Origin of the sequence: Fuscovulum ytuae (genome assembly GCF_029953595.1) — a bacterium.
GTDB classification, from domain to species: domain Bacteria; phylum Pseudomonadota; class Alphaproteobacteria; order Rhodobacterales; family Rhodobacteraceae; genus Paragemmobacter; species Paragemmobacter ytuae.
In genome coordinates this window covers 3,387,003-3,407,650 of sequence record NZ_CP124535.1, presented here as the reverse complement: position 1 = coordinate 3,407,650, position 20,648 = coordinate 3,387,003, and the positions used below count along the sequence as shown (strand labels likewise).

General features: G+C 63.9%; 21 protein-coding genes and 1 riboswitch. Of the genes, 4 read left to right on the top strand and 17 right to left on the bottom strand.

Translation table 11 applies throughout. From position 1 onward, the window contains the following. Positions 1-38: 38 nt before the first annotated feature. Positions 39-1,271, bottom strand: coding sequence for a tryptophan synthase subunit beta (trpB, locus tag QF092_RS16505; protein WP_281465580.1), 1,233 nt, complete (start codon positions 1,269-1,271; stop codon positions 39-41). Between the two features lie 249 nt (positions 1,272-1,520). Between trpB and QF092_RS16500 the strand changes: the two genes are divergently transcribed. Beyond that, positions 1,521-2,300, top strand: coding sequence for a DUF4394 domain-containing protein (locus QF092_RS16500; protein ID WP_281465578.1), 780 nt, complete (start codon positions 1,521-1,523; stop codon positions 2,298-2,300). A 39-nt stretch (positions 2,301-2,339) separates the two neighbouring features. Here QF092_RS16500 and QF092_RS16495 read toward each other — a convergent pair whose 3' ends face one another. From QF092_RS16495 to rpsA, 4 genes are all read right to left on the bottom strand, one after another. Further along, complete coding sequence (locus QF092_RS16495; protein WP_281465576.1) at positions 2,340-2,978, bottom strand: phosphoribosylanthranilate isomerase; 639 nt, start codon at positions 2,976-2,978, stop codon at positions 2,340-2,342. 3 nt (positions 2,979-2,981) lie between these two features. Next, positions 2,982-3,341: a lipopolysaccharide assembly protein LapA domain-containing protein gene (locus tag QF092_RS16490; RefSeq protein WP_281465574.1), complete on the bottom strand. Its 360-nt coding sequence runs from the start codon at positions 3,339-3,341 to the stop codon at positions 2,982-2,984. A 71-nt stretch (positions 3,342-3,412) separates the two neighbouring features. Next, positions 3,413-3,697 (bottom strand): integration host factor subunit beta, encoded by a 285-nt coding sequence (ihfB, locus tag QF092_RS16485; RefSeq protein ID WP_281465572.1) that lies wholly within the window; start codon positions 3,695-3,697, stop codon positions 3,413-3,415. Positions 3,698-3,927: 230 nt separating this feature from the next. After that, positions 3,928-5,607, bottom strand: coding sequence for a 30S ribosomal protein S1 (gene rpsA / locus QF092_RS16480; protein ID WP_281470073.1), 1,680 nt, complete (start codon positions 5,605-5,607; stop codon positions 3,928-3,930). 327 nt (positions 5,608-5,934) lie between these two features. Here rpsA and QF092_RS16475 point away from each other — a divergent pair, with 327 nt between their 5' ends. Then, the gene (locus QF092_RS16475; protein WP_281465569.1) at positions 5,935-6,291 is read left to right on the top strand and encodes a DUF6614 family protein; all 357 of its coding nucleotides are present in this window, start codon (positions 5,935-5,937) and stop codon (positions 6,289-6,291) included. 273 nt (positions 6,292-6,564) lie between these two features. Next, complete coding sequence (locus QF092_RS16470; RefSeq protein WP_281465567.1) at positions 6,565-7,488, top strand: DMT family transporter; 924 nt, start codon at positions 6,565-6,567, stop codon at positions 7,486-7,488. Between the two features lie 188 nt (positions 7,489-7,676). Here the strand turns inward: QF092_RS16470 and QF092_RS16465 are convergent, their stop codons facing one another. From QF092_RS16465 to aroA, 3 genes are all read right to left on the bottom strand, one after another. Continuing rightward, complete coding sequence (locus QF092_RS16465) at positions 7,677-8,453, bottom strand: SDR family NAD(P)-dependent oxidoreductase (RefSeq protein ID WP_281465566.1); 777 nt, start codon at positions 8,451-8,453, stop codon at positions 7,677-7,679. Further along, complete coding sequence (locus tag QF092_RS16460) at positions 8,450-9,043, bottom strand: (d)CMP kinase (RefSeq protein WP_281470072.1); 594 nt, start codon at positions 9,041-9,043, stop codon at positions 8,450-8,452. Before QF092_RS16460 ends, QF092_RS16465 begins: the two co-directional genes overlap by 4 nt. 91 nt (positions 9,044-9,134) lie before the next feature. Next, the gene (gene aroA / locus QF092_RS16455; protein WP_281465564.1) at positions 9,135-10,481 is read right to left on the bottom strand and encodes a 3-phosphoshikimate 1-carboxyvinyltransferase; all 1,347 of its coding nucleotides are present in this window, start codon (positions 10,479-10,481) and stop codon (positions 9,135-9,137) included. A 139-nt stretch (positions 10,482-10,620) separates the two neighbouring features. On the opposite strand from aroA, the gene QF092_RS16450 reads away from it, so the two are divergent. Next, positions 10,621-11,682, top strand: coding sequence for an MBL fold metallo-hydrolase (locus QF092_RS16450; RefSeq protein ID WP_281465562.1), 1,062 nt, complete (start codon positions 10,621-10,623; stop codon positions 11,680-11,682). Positions 11,683-11,689: 7 nt separating this feature from the next. Here the strand turns inward: QF092_RS16450 and trmB are convergent, their stop codons facing one another. The 9 genes from trmB to miaB all read right to left on the bottom strand — a co-directional run bounded on the left by trmB (position 11,690) and on the right by miaB (position 20,509). Next, positions 11,690-12,403 (bottom strand): tRNA (guanine(46)-N(7))-methyltransferase TrmB, encoded by a 714-nt coding sequence (gene trmB, locus QF092_RS16445; protein ID WP_281465560.1) that lies wholly within the window; start codon positions 12,401-12,403, stop codon positions 11,690-11,692. A 62-nt stretch (positions 12,404-12,465) separates the two neighbouring features. After that, positions 12,466-13,635 carry a methionine adenosyltransferase gene (gene metK / locus QF092_RS16440; RefSeq protein ID WP_281465558.1) on the bottom strand — a complete coding sequence of 390 codons (1,170 nt, stop codon included), beginning with the start codon at positions 13,633-13,635 and terminating at the stop codon, positions 12,466-12,468. 6 nt (positions 13,636-13,641) lie between these two features. After that, positions 13,642-13,691: riboswitch (SAM-SAH riboswitch) on the bottom strand. Positions 13,692-13,724: 33 nt separating this feature from the next. Continuing rightward, positions 13,725-15,218 carry an apolipoprotein N-acyltransferase gene (gene lnt, locus QF092_RS16435; protein ID WP_281465556.1) on the bottom strand — a complete coding sequence of 498 codons (1,494 nt, stop codon included), beginning with the start codon at positions 15,216-15,218 and terminating at the stop codon, positions 13,725-13,727. Continuing rightward, a complete protein-coding gene (locus QF092_RS16430; protein WP_281465554.1) occupies positions 15,215-16,147 on the bottom strand; it encodes a transporter associated domain-containing protein in 933 nt (310 codons plus the stop codon). The genes lnt and QF092_RS16430 overlap by 4 nt, the downstream gene beginning before the upstream one ends. Before the next feature lie 36 nt (positions 16,148-16,183). Further along, a complete protein-coding gene (ybeY, locus tag QF092_RS16425; RefSeq protein ID WP_281465552.1) occupies positions 16,184-16,690 on the bottom strand; it encodes an rRNA maturation RNase YbeY in 507 nt (168 codons plus the stop codon). A gap of 172 nt (positions 16,691-16,862) precedes the next feature. Continuing rightward, positions 16,863-17,882 (bottom strand): PhoH family protein, encoded by a 1,020-nt coding sequence (locus QF092_RS16420; RefSeq protein WP_281465550.1) that lies wholly within the window; start codon positions 17,880-17,882, stop codon positions 16,863-16,865. Positions 17,883-18,093: 211 nt separating this feature from the next. After that, positions 18,094-18,438 carry a hypothetical protein gene (locus QF092_RS16415; RefSeq protein ID WP_281465549.1) on the bottom strand — a complete coding sequence of 115 codons (345 nt, stop codon included), beginning with the start codon at positions 18,436-18,438 and terminating at the stop codon, positions 18,094-18,096. Then, on the bottom strand, positions 18,438-18,932 hold the full coding sequence (locus QF092_RS16410) for an OmpA family protein (protein WP_281465547.1): 495 nt from the start codon (positions 18,930-18,932) through the stop codon (positions 18,438-18,440). The genes QF092_RS16415 and QF092_RS16410 overlap by 1 nt, the downstream gene beginning before the upstream one ends. A 242-nt stretch (positions 18,933-19,174) precedes the next feature. Beyond that, positions 19,175-20,509 (bottom strand): tRNA (N6-isopentenyl adenosine(37)-C2)-methylthiotransferase MiaB, encoded by a 1,335-nt coding sequence (gene miaB / locus QF092_RS16405; protein ID WP_281465545.1) that lies wholly within the window; start codon positions 20,507-20,509, stop codon positions 19,175-19,177. Positions 20,510-20,648: the final 139 nt, after the last annotated feature.

Here is a 20,648-nt window from a genome sequence, read left to right as displayed (position 1 = left end):
TCATCCTTTATCAGGCCGTCCGGACCCGAATGTCAGGCTCAGACCTTCATATCCACGCCCAGATGCTTGGCCACGGTAAAGATGTCCTTATCCCCCCGCCCGCACATGTTCATCACGATGATATGGTCGCGCGGCAATTCCGGCGCGATTTTCATCACATGCGCCAAGGCGTGCGAAGGCTCCAGCGCCGGGATGATCCCCTCCAGCTTGCAGCACAGCTGGAACGCCTCCAGCGCCTCCGCATCCGTGATGCTCACATATTTCGCGCGGCCCGTGTCATGCAGCCAGGCATGTTCGGGCCCGATCCCCGGATAATCCAGCCCCGCGCTGATCGAAAATCCCTCAAGGATCTGCCCATCCAGATCCTGAAGCAGATAGGTGCGATTCCCATGCAGAACCCCCGGACGCCCGCCCGTCAGCGACGCGCAATGCTGCATCCGGTCATCCACGCCCTTGCCGCCCGCCTCGACGCCGATAATCCCGACCTCCGGATCGTCAAGGAAAGGATAGAACAGCCCCATCGCATTCGACCCGCCGCCAATGGCCGCGATCACCGTATCCGGCAACCGCCCTTCGCCCTCGGCTTCCGCCAATTGCCAGCGCACTTCCTTCCCGATGATCGATTGGAAGTCGCGCACCATGGCCGGATAGGGATGCGGCCCAGCCACCGTGCCGATGCAATAGAAAGTGTCGCGCACATTGGTCACCCAATCGCGCAGCGCATCGTTCATCGCATCCTTCAACGTGCCGCGCCCGCTCGTGACGGGGATCACCTCCGCCCCCAAAAGCTTCATGCGGAACACGTTCGGCGCCTGCCGCTCCACATCATGTGCGCCCATATAGACCACACATTTCAACCCAAACTTCGCGCAAACCGTGGCCGTCGCCACCCCATGCTGCCCCGCGCCGGTTTCTGCGATGATCCGCGTCTTGCCCATGCGGCGGGCAAGGATGATCTGCCCCAGCACATTGTTGATCTTATGCGCGCCCGTATGGTTCAACTCGTCGCGCTTCATATAGATTTTCGCGCCGCCCAGATGCGTGGTCATCCGTTCCGCGAAATAGAGGGGCGAGGGACGGCCCACGTAATGCTTCCACAGATCGTCCATTTCGGCCCAGAAGGTCGGGTCCGTCTTGGCGAAATTATACCGCTCTTCCAGCTCCAGGATCAGCGGCATCAGCGTCTCGGACACGAACCGCCCGCCAAAGATGCCAAACCGCCCGGCCTCATCCGGCCCGGTCATGAAGCTGTTGATCCCGTCCTCGGCCATTGTCGCCACTCCCCGTTTTCTTGCGCCCCGATGTAGCGCCCTTGGCCCGCCGGGGAAAGGGGGGCCTTCGCCCCCCCCTCCTCGCGCCGCGCCTCACCCGCTGAGGATATTCAAAGAGAGAGAATGAACATCCCGCCGCGCGTTAACATTAATGCCGTCCTGACGCTTTCGTGAACAGCCCCGCTGAAACCCTGCCCGCCCCCCCCTTCGTAGCTTCGCCCGTTGCAATCCATGGACAGGAGCGAAACCATGAAAACCCTTACTGCCACCTTTCTGCTCGCCGCCGCCGCGACCGGTGCGGCACAGGCCGAAACCGCCCTCGGCCTGACGGGCGACCGCACCCTCGTTATGATCGACACCGCCACCGCCGCCATCACCGGCAACGTCGAGGTGCGGGGTGTCACCCGCCTTCTCGGCATCGACTACCGCCCGAATACCGGCACCGTCATTGGCGTGACCGATACCCAAACGATCGTCGAGATCGACCCGATGACCGGTGCCACGACGGAAAAGGCCAAAATGGATACGATGCTGCCCGTCGCGGAAGGTGCAGCCGTGGTCGTCGATGTGAACCCCGCCGCCGACAAGCTGCGCTTCATGTCGGGCACCACCAATCACCGTGTCGATATGGAAACCGGGGCCGTCACCGTGGATGGATCGCTGAACTTCGACGCCGCCGATGCCAATGCCGCGTCCATGCCCATGGTCGTCGCGGTCGCCTATTCCAACAGCTTCGGCAAGCCGGAAAAAACCGCGATGTATGACATCGACGCGGGCCTGAACGCGCTTTTGCAACAGACCAAGCCGAATGACGGCCTCCTTGCCACCATCGGCAGCCTTGGTGTCATGCTGGAGGGCCCCGTCGCGATGGATATCGCCACCACCGCCGATGGCACCAACACGGCCTATGTCGCCGCACTCGGTGGGTTGCACCAGATCGACCTCGCCACCGGGATGGTATCGGGCACCATGCCCATCACTGGCAGCGATCAGCCGATCCGCGACCTCACCGTCCTGCCCGCGATGTAAGCGTCAAAGGCCCCCGCGGCGTCAGCCGACCGGGGGCCTTCACCCCGCCGCCCTTACGAATTCCGCGATGCGCGCGGCATCCTTCACCCCCGGCGCGCTTTCCACGCCTGACGCCACATCCACCTGCCGCGCCCCCGTCAGGCGGATCGCCTCGGCCACATTGCCTGCGGTCAATCCCCCGGCCAGCATCCAAGGCCGCAGCCATTTCCGCCCCACCAGCAGACGCCAGTCAAAGGTCAGCCCATTCCCGCCGGGCAGCACCGCATCCTTCGGCGGCTTCGCATCGATCAGAATCTGATCCGACACCAGCGAATATTCCGTCAGCGATGCCAGATCGGCCTCGCCCGCCACGCCGATCACCTTCATCACTGGCAGCCCATAGCGCGCCTTGACCTCGGCCACCCGCGCGGGCGTTTCATGGCCATGAAGTTGCAGCATGTCCAACGGCACCGCCGCCGTGATCGCATCCAGCAGCGCATCCTCGGCATCCACCACCAGCGCCACCTTGCACAGCCCCTCCGGCGCAGTCAGGGCCAGCGCTCGCGCCTCTTCCGCCGTCACGTATCGCGGCGATTTGGCAAAGAAATTGAACCCGGCATAGGCCGCCCCTGCGGCCGCTACGGCGGCAACATCCTCCACGGTCCGCAGACCGCAGATCTTCACCCGGACATTCGTCATGGCTCAGCCCGCCTTGCGCCGATCGATCAAGGCCAACACGTCATCCCCCGGCACGCTGGCGGAATCCTTCATCACCGCCAGTTCCCGCTCCAGCCGCGCCACTTCCTTGCGCCGCACGCTCGCCGCCTTGCGGTGCTTATGCTCGCGCAGCCATTCCCAGGTGAACCCGATCACCACGCCGATCACCACGCCGCCCAGGATCACCAGAAAAAGCGGCATCTCCATCTGCCAGCTCACGCCGAACAGCGCCGCCACATCCTCGGGCAGAAAGCGCACCGGAACCACCGTGCGATTGGCCAGACCGACGGTCAGCAACAGGACCATCAGCACGGCAATCAGGGCATAGCGCAGGTAACGCAGCATCAGGCTCTCCTCCGGGTGCAGGCCGCTTGACTATCGCGCCCTGCGCGCCCCGGCGCAAGCCATGCCCGCGCTCAGGACTTGCCGTTCAGCCGATCCCGCAGCAATTTGCCGGTCTTGAAGAAGGGAACCTTCTTATCCTCGACCTTGACCGATTCCCCGGTCCGCGGATTGCGCCCGACCCGGGCATCGCGCGATTTCACGGAGAAGGCGCCAAAGCCCCTCAACTCCACCCTATCACCCTTGGCCAGCGCCTCGATGATCTCGTCAAAGACGGTATTCACGATCCGCTCCACATGCCGCTGCGTGAGGTGCGGGTTTTCATCCGCGATCTTCTGGATCAGTTCCGATCGGATCATCCATGTCCCCCCTGTGGTCGCCGCAGGCCTGCCGCCATCGGTCGCCACGTCCTTGTTTGCCTTGGACTATAGGCAAAAAAACCCGTCGCACAATGAAAAGGACAACCTTTTCCGGCATTCCGCCTTCACTTGCGGCCCCGAGGCCCCCCCACAATTCACCCAAAAGTTGCGCAAACGAAAAAGGCCCCGCGGTTGCGGGGCCTTCCTCACGTCCTTCCGGAAGGATCGGATCAGTTGCCGCCCTTCAGCGCTGCGCCAAGGATATCCCCCAGCGACGCGCCCGAATCGGACGAACCGTACTGTTCCACGGCTTCCTTCTCTTCGGCGATCTCGCGCGCCTTGATCGACAGGCCCAGACGGCGGGTCTTCGGGTCGATATTGGTCACGCGCACGTCCACATGGTCGCCCACCTGGAAACGCTCGGGGCGCTGGTCGGCACGATCACGCGACAGGTCCGAACGACGGATGAACGACTTGGCGCCGTTATACTCCACCTCGATCCCGCCTTCCTCGATCGCCGTCACCGCCACGGTGATCACCGACCCACGCTTCACGCCATCCACCGCATCGGTGAACGAATCGTCGCCCAGTGCCTTGATCGACAGCGAGATACGCTCTTTCTCCACATCCACCTCGGTGACCGCGGCCTTGACCACGTCGCCCTTGCGGTAGTTCTGGATGGCGTCCTCGCCGCGCTGATCCCAGGACAGGTCCGACAGGTGCACCATGCCGTCGATATCGTTGTCGAGGCCGACGAACAGACCGAATTCGGTGATGTTCTTGACTTCGCCTTCGATGGTCGACCCAACCGGGTGCGATTCCGCGAACACTTCCCACGGATTGCGCATCGTCTGCTTCAGGCCCAGCGACACGCGGCGCTTGGCGCTGTCGATCTCCAGCACCATGACATCCACTTCCTGCGAGGTGGAAACGATCTTGCCGGGATGCACGTTCTTCTTGGTCCAGCTCATTTCCGAGACATGGACCAGACCTTCGACACCGGCTTCCAGTTCAACAAATGCACCGTAATCGGTGATGTTGGTCACGCGGCCCTTATGCACCGAACCCAGCGGATAGGCGCGTTCCACGGCATCCCACGGATCGGCCTGCAGCTGCTTCATGCCAAGGCTGATGCGGTGCGTGTCCTTGTTGATCTTGATGACCTGAACCTTCACCGTCTCGCCGATCGACAGGATCTCGGACGGGTGGTTCACACGGCGCCATGCCATGTCGGTCACGTGCAGCAGACCGTCCACGCCGCCCAGATCGACGAAGGCACCGTATTCGGTGATGTTCTTGACCACGCCATCCACAACCTGGCCTTCGGTCAGGTTCGAGATGACCTCGGCGCGCTGTTCCGCACGGCTTTCCTCAAGGATAGCACGACGCGACACGACGATATTGCCGCGGCGACGGTCCATCTTCAGGATTTGGAACGGCTGCTTCATACCCATCAGCGGGCCAGCATCGCGCACGGGGCGCACGTCAACCTGCGAACCGGGCAGGAAGGCAACGGCACCGCCCAGATCGACGGTAAAGCCACCCTTCACGCGGCCGAAGATCGCGCCTTCGACGCGGGTCTCGGCGGCATAGGCCTTCTCCAGACGATCCCAGGCTTCTTCGCGGCGGGCCTTCTCACGGCTGATGACAGCCTCACCGCGGGCATTCTCCACGCGGTCCAGATAGACCTCGACCTCATCGCCCACATTGATGTTGGGCTGTTCGCCGGGATTTGCGAATTCCTTCAGATCGATGCGGCCTTCCATCTTGTAGCCCACATCGACGATGGCCTGGCCCGCCTCGATGGCGATGACCTTGCCTTTGACAACCGTTCCCTCTTCGGGGGTGTCAATCTCGAAGCTCTCCTTCAGAAGGGCTTCAAATTCTTCCATAGCGTTTTTCGCGCACATATGCAGTTCGTCCTTTGTCATGGTTTTCTGGCCAAGCGGTTGTCTCCGCCGGTCTTTCGCTGGTCCGTCCCGAAAAGCCCGCAATGCCCGGAAAATCCAGGGAGCCGCGACTCTGCCGTCAGGATGGGGGGCCTATAGTCGCTCGGGGGCAAGAAAACAAGCGCGAAGCGTCCCATCGCCCGCCATGGTCCCTAGGGTAGGGTTCAACCTCGCCGCCCCCACCCATCCTAACGCAAAACCGCCTCCGGTCGTATTAAGAGAAAGCTAGGCTTTAGCTCCGCATCATGTGCCGCGCCACGCGAACCGGACTCGCGGCCCAGAGGGAGGATGACCGTGAACGTTTACCACTGCCTCATCGAATTGCGGACAGAGGCCCGCGCCCTCTCTTTCGCTCATGCGACGGGCCTCTGGCTCGACCATCTGACGCGCCACGACCTTGTTTCCGGCTGGCGTCTGATGCGCCGCAAATTCGGCCTCGCTTCCGGCCGCCACACCGATTTCGTGCTCGAGATTGAAATCAAGGGCCTCGCCGCACTCGACGACGCCTTCACCGCGCTGGCCGAAGCCGATGCCGACGCGGTGGAGCTTTACGAAAAGATGCATGCCATGATCGCCACCGTCGAAATCGGCCTCTACCGCCCCTATCCCGACCCCGCGCAACGCGAACGCATCGCACTGATCTGACGGGCACGAGAACGCCCCCGCCCCCCGACTTCCGTCTCCCGTCCCGGCCCCCGCGCCGGGACCTCCCTCTCCCCCCGGGCCCCTCCGCCCCCGGATCAGCCCCAGCGTCCAAGACAGCCCCCCCGCTAAGACGGGGTTAACCCGCCCCCCTCAAAAGCGCAAGGATCGGGTCGCGCGCGCCCATCCCCACATGCCACCCTCGGTGTCAACCTCCTGCGCCAAGGATCACCCATGCCACCGCCACTGTCCTCCCATGCCAAGACCTCGCACCAGATGTCCCCCCTTGAATGGACACTCCTCCTCTCCCTCGCCACCCTCTGGGGCGGGTCTTTCTTCTTCAACGGCATCGCGGTGCGCGAACTCCCTGTCTTCACCGTGGTGCTGGCACGGGTGGCGCTTGCCGCCCTCATCCTCCTCACCCTCCTGCGCCTCAGGCATGACCCGCTCCCCAAAGCCCCCGGCATCTGGTCCGCCTTCTTCACCATGGGCCTTCTGAACAACGCGATCCCCTTCTCGTTGATCGTCTGGGGCCAGCAGCACATCGCCTCGGGCGTAGCCTCGATCCTGAACGCCTCCACCCCACTTTTCACCGTCCTGCTTGCGCACCTGCTCACCCGCGACGAACGCGCCGCGCCCGCCAAGGTCACCGGCGTGTTCATCGGCTTTGCTGGGGTTGCGGTGATGATCGGGCTGGACGCCCTCACCGATCTGGGAACGGCGGTTCTGGCCCAGCTGCTCTGCCTCGCCGCCGCCCTCTCCTATGCCTTCGCGGGGATATACGGCCGCAGGTTCCGCGCCCTCGGCATCACGCCGATGGCCACGGCCACCGGACAGGTCATCGCCTCCAGCTTGATCCTGCTGCCCCTCGTCCTTTTGCTGGATCGGCCATGGACCCTTTCAATGCCCAGCGTCCAAGCCATCGCCGCGCTGCTGGGTGCCGCCGCCCTGTCGACGGCCCTCGCCTATGTGATCTATTTCCGCATCCTTGCTACGGCGGGGGCCACCAACCTCCTCCTCGTGACATTCCTGATCCCGGTCAGCGCGATCCTCCTCGGAACGCTCTTCCTTGATGAGATACTGCTTCCCCGCCACCTCGCAGGCATGGCCCTGATCGGCCTGGGGCTCGCGACCATCGACGGGCGGCTCTGGCGGGCCATCACCCGCAGCGGTCACCAGACAGGATCGGAAAGCCCATGATCGGCAAGGCCAAGCCGAACAGACGGCCGTCTGTGCAACCACGCACCCTTAACCAAGAATCCCGTCGTCGCCCTGCCGAAATTTGTATGTACACTTTGCTGCACAAAATCCGGCACAAAACAGGGCACAGTCGATGACGGCCCTTCCGCCCTTTTTTGCTTTCAGGACAGAAGCTTAACGCCAACCCGTCAGGGCATCAACTGCCCGCCATTCACCTCGATCACTTGGCCCAGGATGTATCCTGACAGCGAGGCGCAAGCCAGAAACAGATAGGCCCCCACGCAATCCTCTGCCGTGCCAAGCCGCCCTGCCGGGATCGTGGCCAGCTGCGCCTGCAACTGGGCTTCGGTCGAATAGCGTTCGTGAAACGGCGTGGTGATCACCCCCGGCGCCACGGCATTCACGCGAATTCCAAAGGGAATCAACTCTTTGGCCATCCCGCGCGTCACGTTATGGACAAATGCCTTGGACGATCCGTAAAGCCCCGCCCCGCCCGATGCCCCATTTCGTGCCGCCACACTCGTCGTATTGATGATGAACCCGCCCCCCGCCGCCTTCAACGGCGCAACAGCAGCCTGTGACGCCACCACGACGGACCGCGCGTTCAGGTCCATGATCTCATCATAATCCGCTTCAGAAACATCGGCGTAAGCCACCCGCCGCACCATTCCGCCGGCATTGTTGATCAACCCATCCAGACGCCCGAAGGCCGCCAAGGCCCCCTCAACCGCCGCCCGCGCTCCGGCCCCGGTCGATACGTCGGCGCGGATCAGAACCGCCTCGCCACCCGCGGCCTCGATCTCATAAGCCACTGCTTTTGCAGCTTCTTCCGATGCGTTGTAATGCAGGCCCACCCGCGCGCCCTGCGCCGCAAAGGCCCGCGCCAGCGCCGCCCCGATACCGGTCGAGGCCCCCGTGATGAGAACAGCCTTCCCCTTCAACTCCGGCAAGTGCATCCCTGTCATCCCCGCCCCTCCATGGCCTGTTCCACCACCGCGATGGCCCGCGCCACCGCCGCCTCCACTGTCATCTCACTGGTATCCAGCACCACCGCATCCGCCGCCGCCCTAAGCGGCGCATCCGTCCGCCCCATGTCACGCGCATCCCGCTCGCGCACCTCGGCCAACACAACGGATTGATCTCCGCCCACTTCCAACCACCGCCTATGGGCGCGCACCTCGGCTGACGCGGTGACGTACAGCTTCACCTCCGCCTCCGGGCAGATCACCGTTCCGATGTCCCGCCCATCCAGCACAGCGCCTCCGTCGGCTCGTGCAAAGCGCCGCTGAAACGCGACCAGAGCCGCCCGCACCTCCGGGATCACCGCCACTTTGGATGCCGCCTGCCCCGCCGCCAACGACCGCAACCCGTCCTGTTCCAGATCACCCGGCACCAAGCCGACAGCCGCAGCCACGGGGTCCCCCCCCTTGGCCCCCACTGCGCGATACAAAAGCCCGGTATCCAGATGCCGAAACCCGAACCGCGCCGCGACGGCCCGCCCGATCGTGCCCTTGCCCGCCGCAGCAGGCCCGTCAATTGCCACCGTGAAGATCACCGCCAAAGCCCCTTCATCTTGGCCAAAATACTCTCGGGGGGAAGGCCCGCAGGGCCGCGGGGGGCAGACAGCCTCCCGTTTCTCCGGCCCGTCACCCACGCGCCAGATCGGCACCCAGACCCGTCATCAACCCCTCGAAAATCGGGAAAGACGTCAGGATGGGCGACGCATCATCGACCGAAATCGCCGTCTTCGCCGCCATCCCGCAGACAAGGAAACTCATCGCAATCCGGTGGTCGAGATGGGTCTTCGCAACAGCCCCGCCCGGCACCCCACCCGCGCCAAGACCATGGACGATCAGCGTATCCTCATCTTCTTCCACCCGTACGCCACAGGCCTCCAGCCCCCGCGCCATGGCGTCAATCCTGTCGCTTTCTTTGACGCGCAACTCCTTCACACCGCGCATCACCGTGGTCCCTTCGGCAAAGGCCGCCACCACCGACAGGATCGGGTATTCGTCGATCATCGACGGCGCACGCTCCTCAGGCACCTCTATGCCCTTGAGGTTGGGGGAAAATTTCACCCGCAGGTCGGCGACAGGCTCGCCCCCTTCCTCGCGCGGGTTCTGGAATTCGATCTCCGCGCCCATTTCCACCAGCGTCAGATACAGCCCGTTCCGCGTCAGGTTCTGGCTCACACCCGGCACCATGATGTCAGACCCTTCCACGATCAGCGCCGCACAGGTCGGAAAGGCCGCACTGGACGGATCGCGCGGCACGGCCACACGCTGCGGCCGCAGCTCCGGTCGCCCGGTCAGGGTGATCACATTCCCCTCGGCCGTCTTTTCCACCACAAGTTCCGCGCCGAACCCGATCAGCATCCGCTCCGAATGGTCGCGCGTCGGTTCCTTCTCAATCACCACCGTCTGCCCCGGTGCGTTCAACCCCGCCAGCAGCACCGCCGATTTCACCTGTGCGCTCGCCACCGGCAGGGCATAGCGCACCGGCACCGGGTCCGCCGCGCCCACCACTGTCATCGGCAACCGCCCCCCCTGCCGCCCAAAAGCGCGGGTCCCGAACAGCGACAGGGGATCAGTCACCCGCCCCATCGGCCGTTTGCGCAAGGATGCATCCCCGGTGAAGGTCGCCGTGATAGGCGATGTGGCCATCGTCCCCATGATCAACCGCACACCCGTGCCGGAATTCCCGCAATCGATCACATCCGCAGGCTCGCGGAACCCACCCACGCCGACGCCATTCACCGTCCATTCGCCGGGGGCATGGCGCGCCACTTCGGCCCCGAATGCCCGCATCGCAGACGCCGTGTCCAGCACGTCTTGCCCTTCCAAAAGGCCCGTCACATGCGTCTCACCCACCGCCATCGCGCCAAAGATCAGCGCGCGATGGCTGATCGACTTGTCGCCCGGCACCTCGGCCACGCCCTTCAGGGGCCCGGATTTGCGGGCGGTCATCGGTTGCGCTTCGCCGTGGCCGGACATGGCTTCTCTCCCAATCATTCCGGCCCGCCTGATAGCGCAAGCAAGAAGGCCGGTCCATGCCCCAAGCATCGTGTCCAGCCATCCCATGATTGGGTCGCCCAAGGGTTGAAGACGCCGCCGCAGGACTCATATCACAAGCATGAACCGCCGCAGCTTTCTGACCAGAACCGCCCTTCTCGCCACCGGCATTGCCGCAGCCGCTACAGGAGCTTTCGCTCTGTCCCCTTCTCGCAACCGTTACTATCAGGGTCCACCGGGGCCGAATTTCGACGGCACCCGTTTCTTCAATCCCGGCGGCAGCCCGCCCAAGGGCTTTGCCGACCTGCTGAAATGGCAAACCGGGGGTGGGCGCGCGAAATGGCCCGAAAGCGTGGGCATCCGCCAATCTATTCCCGCCCCCCGCGTGGATGACCTGATCATCACCATGGTCGGTCATGCGACCCTTCTGATTCAGGTCGCGGGGCTGAACATCCTCACCGATCCCGTCTGGTCAGATCGCGCCAGCCCCTTTTCCTTTGCAGGCCCCCGCCGCGCCACCGCCCCCGGCATCCGGTTCGAAGCGCTGCCCCGCATCGACGCGGTCCTTCTGACCCACAACCACTACGACCATCTCGATCTGGCCACGCTGGCGCGCTTGAAAGCGGCCTATGATCCGCTCGTCATCACCCCTCTCGGCAATGACACGATCGTGCATGAGGCTGTGCCAGACATGCGCATCACCACGGGAAACTGGGGCCATACCGTGCCCCTCGGCCCTGCGACCGTGCATTTCGAACCCTGCCATCACTGGTCGGCGCGCGGCACGCGCGACCGGTCCATGGCGCTGTGGTCGGCCTTCCTGATCGACACGCCCGCGGGCCGCATCTTCCATATCGGTGACACCGGGTTCGATCAGGGTCGCCCCTATCGCGACCTGCCCAAGAAGCACGGAAAGATTCGCGCCGCCATCCTACCTGTGGGCGCCTATGAACCCCGCTGGTTCATGCGGGATCAGCATCAGGACCCCGCCGAGGCTGTGGAGGGCTTCCTCCTTTCCGGCGCAGACCACGCGATAGGCCACCACTGGGGCACCTTCCAGCTGACGAATGAGGGGCGCGAGGCCCCGCCCCGTGAGCTTTCCGCCGCCCTTCAGGCCAAGGGGATCGGCCCCGACCGCTTCCGCGCCTTGGGCCCCGGCGAATGGTGGGCGATCCCGCGGTGAAGGGGGCTTAACCCTGCCGACGAAACGTCAGGTAATGGGGATGCCGCCCTTCGCGCAGCGCTTTCTGCTCGTACCTCGTGGAAAACCAATCCTCCCACGCGCCACCTTCCCCGGCCTGGGACAGAAGATCGAACCCGGCCTTCGGCACCTCTTCCAAGGTCTGGCGCACGTAATCGGGGATATCCGTCGCCACCCGGAATTCGGCCCCCGGTGCCATCACCCGCGCCAGCGCGTTCAGATAGCCGGGCGTTACGAACCGCCGGCGATGATGCCGCGCCTTGGGCCAAGGGTCGGGATAATTCAGGAAACATTTCGCAACCGACGCCCCCGGCAGCACATCGAAAAGGTCACGCACATCGCCGGGATGGATCGCAAGGTTCTCCACCGCCGCCGCCCGGATCTTGCCCAACAACATCGCCACGCCGTTCACAAAAGGCTCGCAGCCGATGATGCCCACCTCCGGATAGCGCGCGGCCATATGGACCAGATGCTCCCCGCCGCCAAACCCTACCTCCAGCCACAAAGGCCGCCCGCCAAACAGCCCCGCCACGTCCAGCGCCGCCCGCGACGGGTTGTCCTCCACCGTCACGCCAGAAAGCCGAACCTTCCCAAGATCTTCGGCCAAATAGCCCTTCTGGCTTGCCCGCAATGTCTTGCCATGCACGCGGCCATAGAAATTGCGCCGCTCGGTCACTGGATTGTCAGACAAGGGTTCAGACATGGAAAAAGGCCCCGGAGATGATCCGGGGCCTCTAACCCTGTCACAGCCTTGGGGTCAACCCGTCAGCGGATCGCCGCCTTCAGCGCATCCACCAGATCGGTGCGTTCCCAGCTGAAGCCGCCATCCGCCGTGGCCTCACGCCCGAAATGGCCATAGGCCGAGGTGCGCGCATAGATCGGACGGTTCAGTTCCAGCTTCTCGCGAATGCCACGCGGCGTCAGGTCCATGCATTCCTCGACCGCCTTTTCAATTGCGGCAGCATCCACGGTCCCGGTGCCATGCGTATCAACATAGATCGACAAGGGCTTTGCCACCCCGATGGCATAGGACACCTGCAGCGTGCAACGATCTGCCAGCCCCGCCGCAACCACGTTCTTCGCCAGATAGCGCGCGGCATAGGCGGCCGAGCGATCCACCTTGGTGGGGTCCTTACCCGAAAACGCCCCGCCACCATGCGGGGCGGCCCCGCCATAGGTATCCACGATGATTTTGCGCCCTGTCAGGCCCGCATCACCATCGGGTCCGCCGATCACGAACTTGCCCGTCGGATTCACCCACCATTCCGTCTTGGCGGTGATCCACCCATTGGGCAGGATCTCACGGATATAGGGTTCCACGATCGCACGGATGTCATCGCTCGTCTGCGCCTCGTCCAGATGCTGGGTCGACAGCACGATGGACGTCACCTCGACCGGCTTGCCATCCTCATAGCGCAGCGACAGCTGCGATTTCGCATCTGGCCCAAGCGTCGGTTCCTTGCCGGATTTCCGCACTTCGGCCAGACGCCGCAGGATCGCATGCGAATACTGGATCGGTGCCGGCATCAGTTCCGGCGTCTCGCGGCAGGCATAGCCGAACATGATGCCCTGATCGCCCGCGCCGTCACGATCCACGCCCTGCGCGATATGGGCTGATTGCTCATGCAGCAGGTTATGAACCTTCAGGGTGTTCCAGTGGAACTTGTCCTGCTCGTATCCGATATCCTTGACGCAATCGCGGACAATCCCCTCGACGCGCGCAAGCATCGCCTTGGTGGCCGCCTCACTGGACAGACCAACTTCCCCGCCCACGACGACCGTGTTGGTCGTGGCAAAGGTTTCACAAGCTACTCGTGCATTCGGCTCTTCCGACAGGAAGGCGTCCAGAACCGCATCGGAAATGCGATCGCACACCTTGTCAGGATGCCCCTCCGACACGGACTCGGAGGTAAAAACATAGTTCAGTCGGGACATGGGAAGTGCTCCATTAGGGTTACCCCCGTCACGCCAGGAAGCCGTTGTGACGGTTCGATGCGCCTCCCTAGCCGCCCCCCCCTTGCGCGTCAAGCCGCCTTCCGCCGCCCGGCCAGAACCAGCCCGCCGCCGAGTCCCACCAGCAACAGAAGAACCGGCCCCTCTCCCCAACGCGCGTAAGGCGGCGCAGCCAAGGCCCCCGGCAGCACCACATCAAGATAACCCGCCTCACCTAAGGGCAGGCTTTCGACCACCCGCCCCCGCGCATCGATCAGGGCCGATACGCCGGTATTGGCCACCCGCACGAAGGGCAGCCCCTGCTCCACCGCCCTCAGCTGCGCCTGCGCCAGATGCTGATAAGGCCCCGTCCACTCTCCAAACCAAGCATCATTCGTGATCTGCAAAATCCAATTCGCCCGCTCTGGTGCCGCGCGCAGGTCCTGCGGAAAGACCGCCTCATAGCAGATCAAGGGCAGCACCTTGCCCAGACCCGGACCAAGGTCCAGCACTGCTGGCCCCGGCCCCGCCGAATAGCCATTCCCCTCTTGCGCGGCAAAAGCGACCAGCCCGAACCAGTCGTACATGACATCGCCAAAGGGGATGTATTCGCCAAAGGGCACAAGGTGATGCTTGTCGTAATGCTGCATGACCCGCCCTTCTGGGCCGATCACAGCAAGACTGTTCCAGAACCGCCAGCCCTCCACCCGCTGAACGCCCACCGCAACCGGCTGCCCTCGCCCCGCGGCACCGATCCGCACTGCAACCTCGGGGTAGTCTTCCAACAGATAGGGCACCGCCGTCTCGGGCCAGATCGCCAGATCGGGCCGCACCCCGGCCAGCGTGAAATCCAACTGCCGCTCAAAGAAGAGGCGTGCCTGCTCCGGCTCCCATTTCAGGCCCTGCTCCGCATTGGGCTGCACCAGCCGCAGCTTCGCCCCTTGCGCCACAGGCTCCGGCGCCGCCAGCCGCCACAGCCCAAAGCCAAAGCCCGCCGCCATCAGCGCCGCCCCGACCGCCACGGGCACAGGCCGCCAAAGCGCCACCGAACCCGCCACCAGCAACGTCAGCAGTGTTAGCCCCGACGGCCCCATGAGCGCCGCCACCTGCATCGGCGCATGGTCCACCCAGATATGACCCAGCGCTGCCCACGGAAACCCCGTCAGAACATAGCCCCGCGCCAGTTCCGCCGCGCCCAGCGCCACCGCAAACCCGATCCCTGGCCAACGCCCGCGCGCCCCCAAAAAGCCCGCCGCAGCCCAGAACAGCGCCAATCCAAAACTCAGGAAAACCACCGCGAAGGGCGCCATCCAGCCATAAACTTCAGGCTCGATCAGAAATGGCTCCACGATCCAGTTCAGCGCGGCCATGTAATGCCCCGCTCCGGCAAACCACGCCAACCAAAAAGACCCGCGCCCGCTCCGCCCCACTTGGCCGATCAGCAACGCCAAGGCAGGCAGCGCAAGCCACCACCAGCCCAGCGGGGCCTGCCCCACCGCCACCACCGCCCCCGTCACGAAGGCCATGGCCAGCGCGCCCCAACCGGGCCGCGCCCAGCGCCGGGCAGGGGCCGTCTCTCCCGTCATTCCTCGGCAGGCGCCGGCGGCCGCGCGGCCACCGCCTCGGGCAGACGAATGCGAAGCCGCTTGATCCGGCGCGGATCGGCGTCGATCACCTCGAACTCGGCCCCGCTCTCATGTGGCACGATCTCGCCCCGCGCGGGCACCCGACCCGTCCGCAAGAACACGATGCCGCCCAGCGTGTCGATCTCCTCGTCATCCTCGTCATGCCGCAGCTTCAAACCGATCGCTGTCTCGATCTCTTCCAAAGGCGCGGCCGCCATGGCGACAAAGACACCGGGCTTCTCCTCTTTCCAGAGGGCACCCTCTTCCTCGTCATGCTCATCCTCGATCTCGCCGATCACCGTCTCAATCAGGTCTTCGATGGTCACCAGACCATCCACCCCGCCATATTCGTCGATCACCAGCGCCATATGCACCCGCTCGCGCTGCATCTTCTGCAACAGCACCCCGATCGGCATCGATGGCGGCGCATAAAGCACAGGCCGCAGCATCCGCTTCAGCGAAAACCGCCCTCCCGCGCCAAAGCCATGCTGCAATGCAAGATCCTTCAGCAGCACGAGTCCCTGCGGATGATCCAGCGTCCCCTTATAGACAGGCACCCGGCTGAAACCATGCTCGCGGAACACCTCCACCAACTCGTCCCGCCCGATATCCAAAGGCACCGCCACGATCTCCACCTTGGGCACCGCCACATCATCGACCCGCAAGCGGCGCAAAGCACCCAGCCCCGGCAGCGCCGCCTGCGCAACGCCACCCGATGGGCCACCCGTCGCCGGGGCCTGCTCGGACCCTGTGGAAGCCTCGCTGTTCGAAGAGGAAAAGGCGCTCAAGATGCGCCCGAAAAATCCGCGCTGTGGAGGCTCCGCCTCATCCGCGCCCATATCATCCTGCGCGCCCCGCGCCGCAAGAGAACCGTCGCTGCTACTGCCCATGGATCCTTCTTCCAAAACACCCCGTCACGCAGGGCCTCACGAATATGGGTCAGAAAGGCCCATGCTGGCAAGTATCCGCACTTCAAGCCCTTCCATCACGGCGGCATCCGCCTCCTCGACATGGTCATAACCCAGACAATGCAACAGACCATGAATGATCAGATGGGTCACATGCTCGGCCATCGGTTTGCCCTGTTCCTCCGCCTCGCGCGCACAAGTCTCAAAGGCAATTGCGATGTCACCCAATTCGCAAGGATCGTCCTCATCCCCCGCCTCGGGCAGGTCCGGCACGCCACCCACCTCTTCCGCCGCCCGCTCTTCTGATGGCCAGGACAGAACATTTGTCGGCTGCGGCTTGCCCCGGAAATCCGCATTCAATTCCGCGATTCGCGCATCGTCACAGCCCATGAGCACAACAGAAAACCCTGCCGCCCCCAGCCCCACACCCGCCAACGCCGAAGCCACAGCCCGCTCTGCCAAGGCGGTCAGGCCAAAGGCCACCCAACGGTCATCCTCGATGACAATATCCACGATTCCGCTCATGACCGCGCTCTAACCGATGCCCAAGAAAAGCGCAAAGCCCCTTCATCTTGGCCCAAATACTCCGGGGGTCCGGGGGCAGGGCCCCCGGCAACCGAGCCGAAGCGCGGCACGCGCGAAGGCGAGAGGAATGTCTTGCGCGGTCCCCGCCTGCGGGGGCCGCGCGCAATTTGCGTCACGCGCTTGGCGATTCGTCTGCCTCATAGGCCTCGATGATCCGTGCCACCAGCGGGTGACGGACCACATCCTTGGCGGTGAAATAGTTGAAGGTCACGCCCTTCACCCCCTTCAGGATGCGCTCCGCATCAGCAAGCCCTGACGGCACGCCACGCGGCAGATCGATCTGCGTGCGGTCCCCGGTGATCACCATCCGGCTTCCCTCGCCCAGTCGCGTCAGGAACATCTTCATCTGCATCGTCGTCGCGTTCTGTGCCTCATCCAGCACGATGAAGGCATTCGATAGCGTCCGCCCCCGCATAAAGGCCAGCGGCGCGATCTCGATCCGCTTTTCCTCCATCAGCTTCTGCACCTGCTTCTGCGGAAGAAAATCGTTCAGCGCGTCATAAAGCGGCTGCATGTAGGGATCGACCTTCTCCTTCATGTCGCCGGGCAGGAAACCAAGCCGTTCGCCCGCCTCTACCGCAGGACGACTCAGGATGATCTTCTCCACCGCACCCGAAATGAACATCGTGACGCCAACGGCCACGGCAAGATAGGTCTTCCCCGTCCCCGCCGGCCCGATGCCGAAACCCAATTCATTCTGGAACAGGTTCGCCACATAGGCCTTCTGCGCCTCGGTGCGCGGTTCGATCGGCTTTTTGCGGGTGCGCAACTCCATGCCGCCGCCCGAGAACATCTCGATCTGCTCGCCCTCGGCCATCGCGCGGTCTGGCATGGGTCGCCCCATCCGCATTGCGCCGTCGATATCGCCCGCCGCCACGCCGCGCCCCGATTCCAGCCGCGCATAAAGCGACCGCAGCACGCCTGCCGCCTGATCCCTTGCCCCTTTCTCGCCGATCACGGCCAACCTGTTGCCCCGCCTCAGGATATGCACCCCGATCTGATGTTCGATCTGTGCAAGGTTGCGGTCGAACTCGCCGCATAGATCGATCAGCAATCGGTTGTCCGGAAATTCGAGCAGCGTTTCCACAACGTCCTCGGAACGGGTCGGGGGGGTCAGCGCGCTGATGCCCAAAGGGCTCTCCTTCTACAAGGGCTTCGCCAATATCTTGATGATGTGCCGCGTTGATCCACAAGGCAAGCACCATTCACGGGCGCAGGCAAAGATTGCCCAAGGATTGTGCAAATCCCGTGACGCCCCGCGCCAAAGCCAGCCACAACGAAAAGGGCGCATCCTGCGACGCGCCCCTTCCGGTCCTGTCCCTTATTCTCTCGGTCCCTGCGCCTTAGCGCGGGATCCAGTCGTTCAACACCGCCGACTCGGTCTGATACCGCCCCAGCACCGTGCCCGGCGGATAGCGGTTGTTGCAGATCGGCAAGCCGCTGACCGGGTCAAAGCGCGGGCTGGAATAGCCTTCCAGACCGTCATCGATGATCCAGTTCTGGCACCCGTCGGGGTCATAGGCGATGGCCGCTTCACCATTGACCAGCGCGCCGCGATCAAGCAGCCCGCGGTCCTGTCCCGTTGCAATCACGCTGCCCGGCCCCTGATAAGGCTGGATGCCACAGGCCGACAGCATCAGCCCGACCGCAACAAAGGCCCCCACACGGGGCAAGTTCACACATACCATCACCGACCCCACGTATAGCAGACGACTTCCACCCGGCGGTTCTGCTGCATGCCTGCCGCCGTTGCATTGCTGGCGCGCGGTTGCCGCTCGCCAAAGCCGATCATACGCTCCACCGGGGCACCGACCGACTGCGCCACCTCGGCCACTGCTGCCGCGCGACGCTGCGACAGGCGCATGTTGTATTCATCCGATGCCCGGCTGTCGGTATGCCCGTAGATAGCATAGCCAAAGGCACCCGCCGATTGGAAGAACGACTGCAACCTTGCCCGACCATGCGCCGTCAAATGCGCACTGTCGGTGGCAAACAGCGTGTCCGTGTTCTCCACAAGACAAAGATTGCGCTTCAGACAAACCGGCTTCCCCGTCGCCGGATCGCGGCGCGGCACCATATAGCCTTCCGTGCCGCCATCGGCCCACCAATGCATGCAGCCATCATCATCGACCCATGCACCCCAGTCGATCCGTCCGGTCACTTCGGGTTGGGATTGGGCCATCAGCCCGGTCGGCGCCCCTAGGCCAAGCGCCACACAAAGCGCGCTTACCAGCGCGCGACGCGATTATCGAAACAAGCCGAAGCCCTCCTCGTTAACAGTTCACCACATACGGATACTCGCAGTCAGGATTGCCGCCCCTCATTAAGCAAATCAAGGCAAAATCTTGGCGTTCGGACCTTTGTCGAACGAAAATCTGGGTTTAGCCGCGCGATTCACGCCAAAGCAGGCCGGATTGTCACCAATCACGCAACAATCGACCCGTCCAGGCGCGCGCCAGCCAAAGAATTGGGGGCCGACGCCGTGATCCGCACGCGCACCAGATCGCCCACTCGGCCCTCGGAATCAGCCACATGCACCGCGTGCAGGTGGTCCGATTTGCCCACCATCTGCCCCGGCAAGCGCCCAGCCTTTTCATAAAGAACCGCCACCTCGCGCCCAACCATGGCCTCTTGCGCGGCGCGCTGCTGCGATGTGATCAACGCCTGCAACTCCTGCAAACGCGCATCGGCGATATCCGCCGCGACTGGGTCTTTCTCAGCCGCAGGCGTGCCGGGCCGCGCCGAATATTTGAAACTGAACGCCGCGCCAAACCCGACCTGCCGGATCAGGTCCATGGTATCGGCGAAGTCCGCATCGCTCTCGCCCGGGAAACCCACGATGAAATCCGAACTCAGCAGGATGTCGGGCCGCGCCGCGCGGATGCGTTCCACCAGCCGGAAATATTGCTCCCGCGTGTGCTTGCGGTTCATCGCTTTCAGGATGCGGTCGCTACCCGATTGCACCGGAAGATGCAGATAGGGCATCAGCTTTGCCTCCTCGCCATGGGCGGCGATCAGGTCGTCATCCATGTCGTTCGGGTGGCTCGTTGTGTAGCGGATGCGCTCAAGCCCATCGATCCGCGCCAGTTCCCGCACCAGCCGCGCAAGGCCCCAACTGCCGCCCTCGCCCTCGCCATGATAGGCATTCACGTTCTGGCCCAGCAGGGTGATCTCGCGCACCCCCTTCTCCACCAACGCCCGCGCCTCGCCCAGCAGCCGTGCCACCGGGCGGCTGACCTCTGCCCCGCGCGTGTAAGGCACCACGCAAAAGGCGCAGAACTTGTCACACCCTTCCTGCACGGTCAAAAAGGCCGAAGGCCCACGCAGCATCTTGCGCTCGGGCAGGTGGTCGAACTTGTCCTCGGCGGGGAAATCGGTATCGACCGCCTTCTTCCCCTTGGCCACCTCGCCCATCATCCCCGGTAGACGGTGATAGCTTTGCGGACCCACCACCAGATCGACCAGCGGCATCCGCCGCAGAATTTCCTCTCCCTCCGCCTGCGCCACACAACCTGCCACGCCAATCTTCAGATCAGGCTTGGCCTGTTTCAGCGGCCGCAAACGGCCAAGGTCGGAATACAGCTTCTCGGAGGCCTTCTCGCGGATGTGGCAGGTGTTCAGCAACACCATATCCGCCTCTTCCGCCACCTCGGTCACGACATAGCCTTCCGCGCCCAGCGTCTCGGCCATACGCTCGCTGTCATAGACGTTCATCTGGCAGCCATAGGTCTTGATGAACAGCTTCTTGGTGTCCGGCATCTCGCCCCCCGTGATCCGCAAGCGCCCCATATAGTCAAATCGCCGGATTTCGCAATCGACGCGCCGCCAAAGGGCTTGCATCGGCGCGGGCCATGCCGGACTCTGCGCCGCGAACGGCCACAAAGGGCCGCACAGGTGC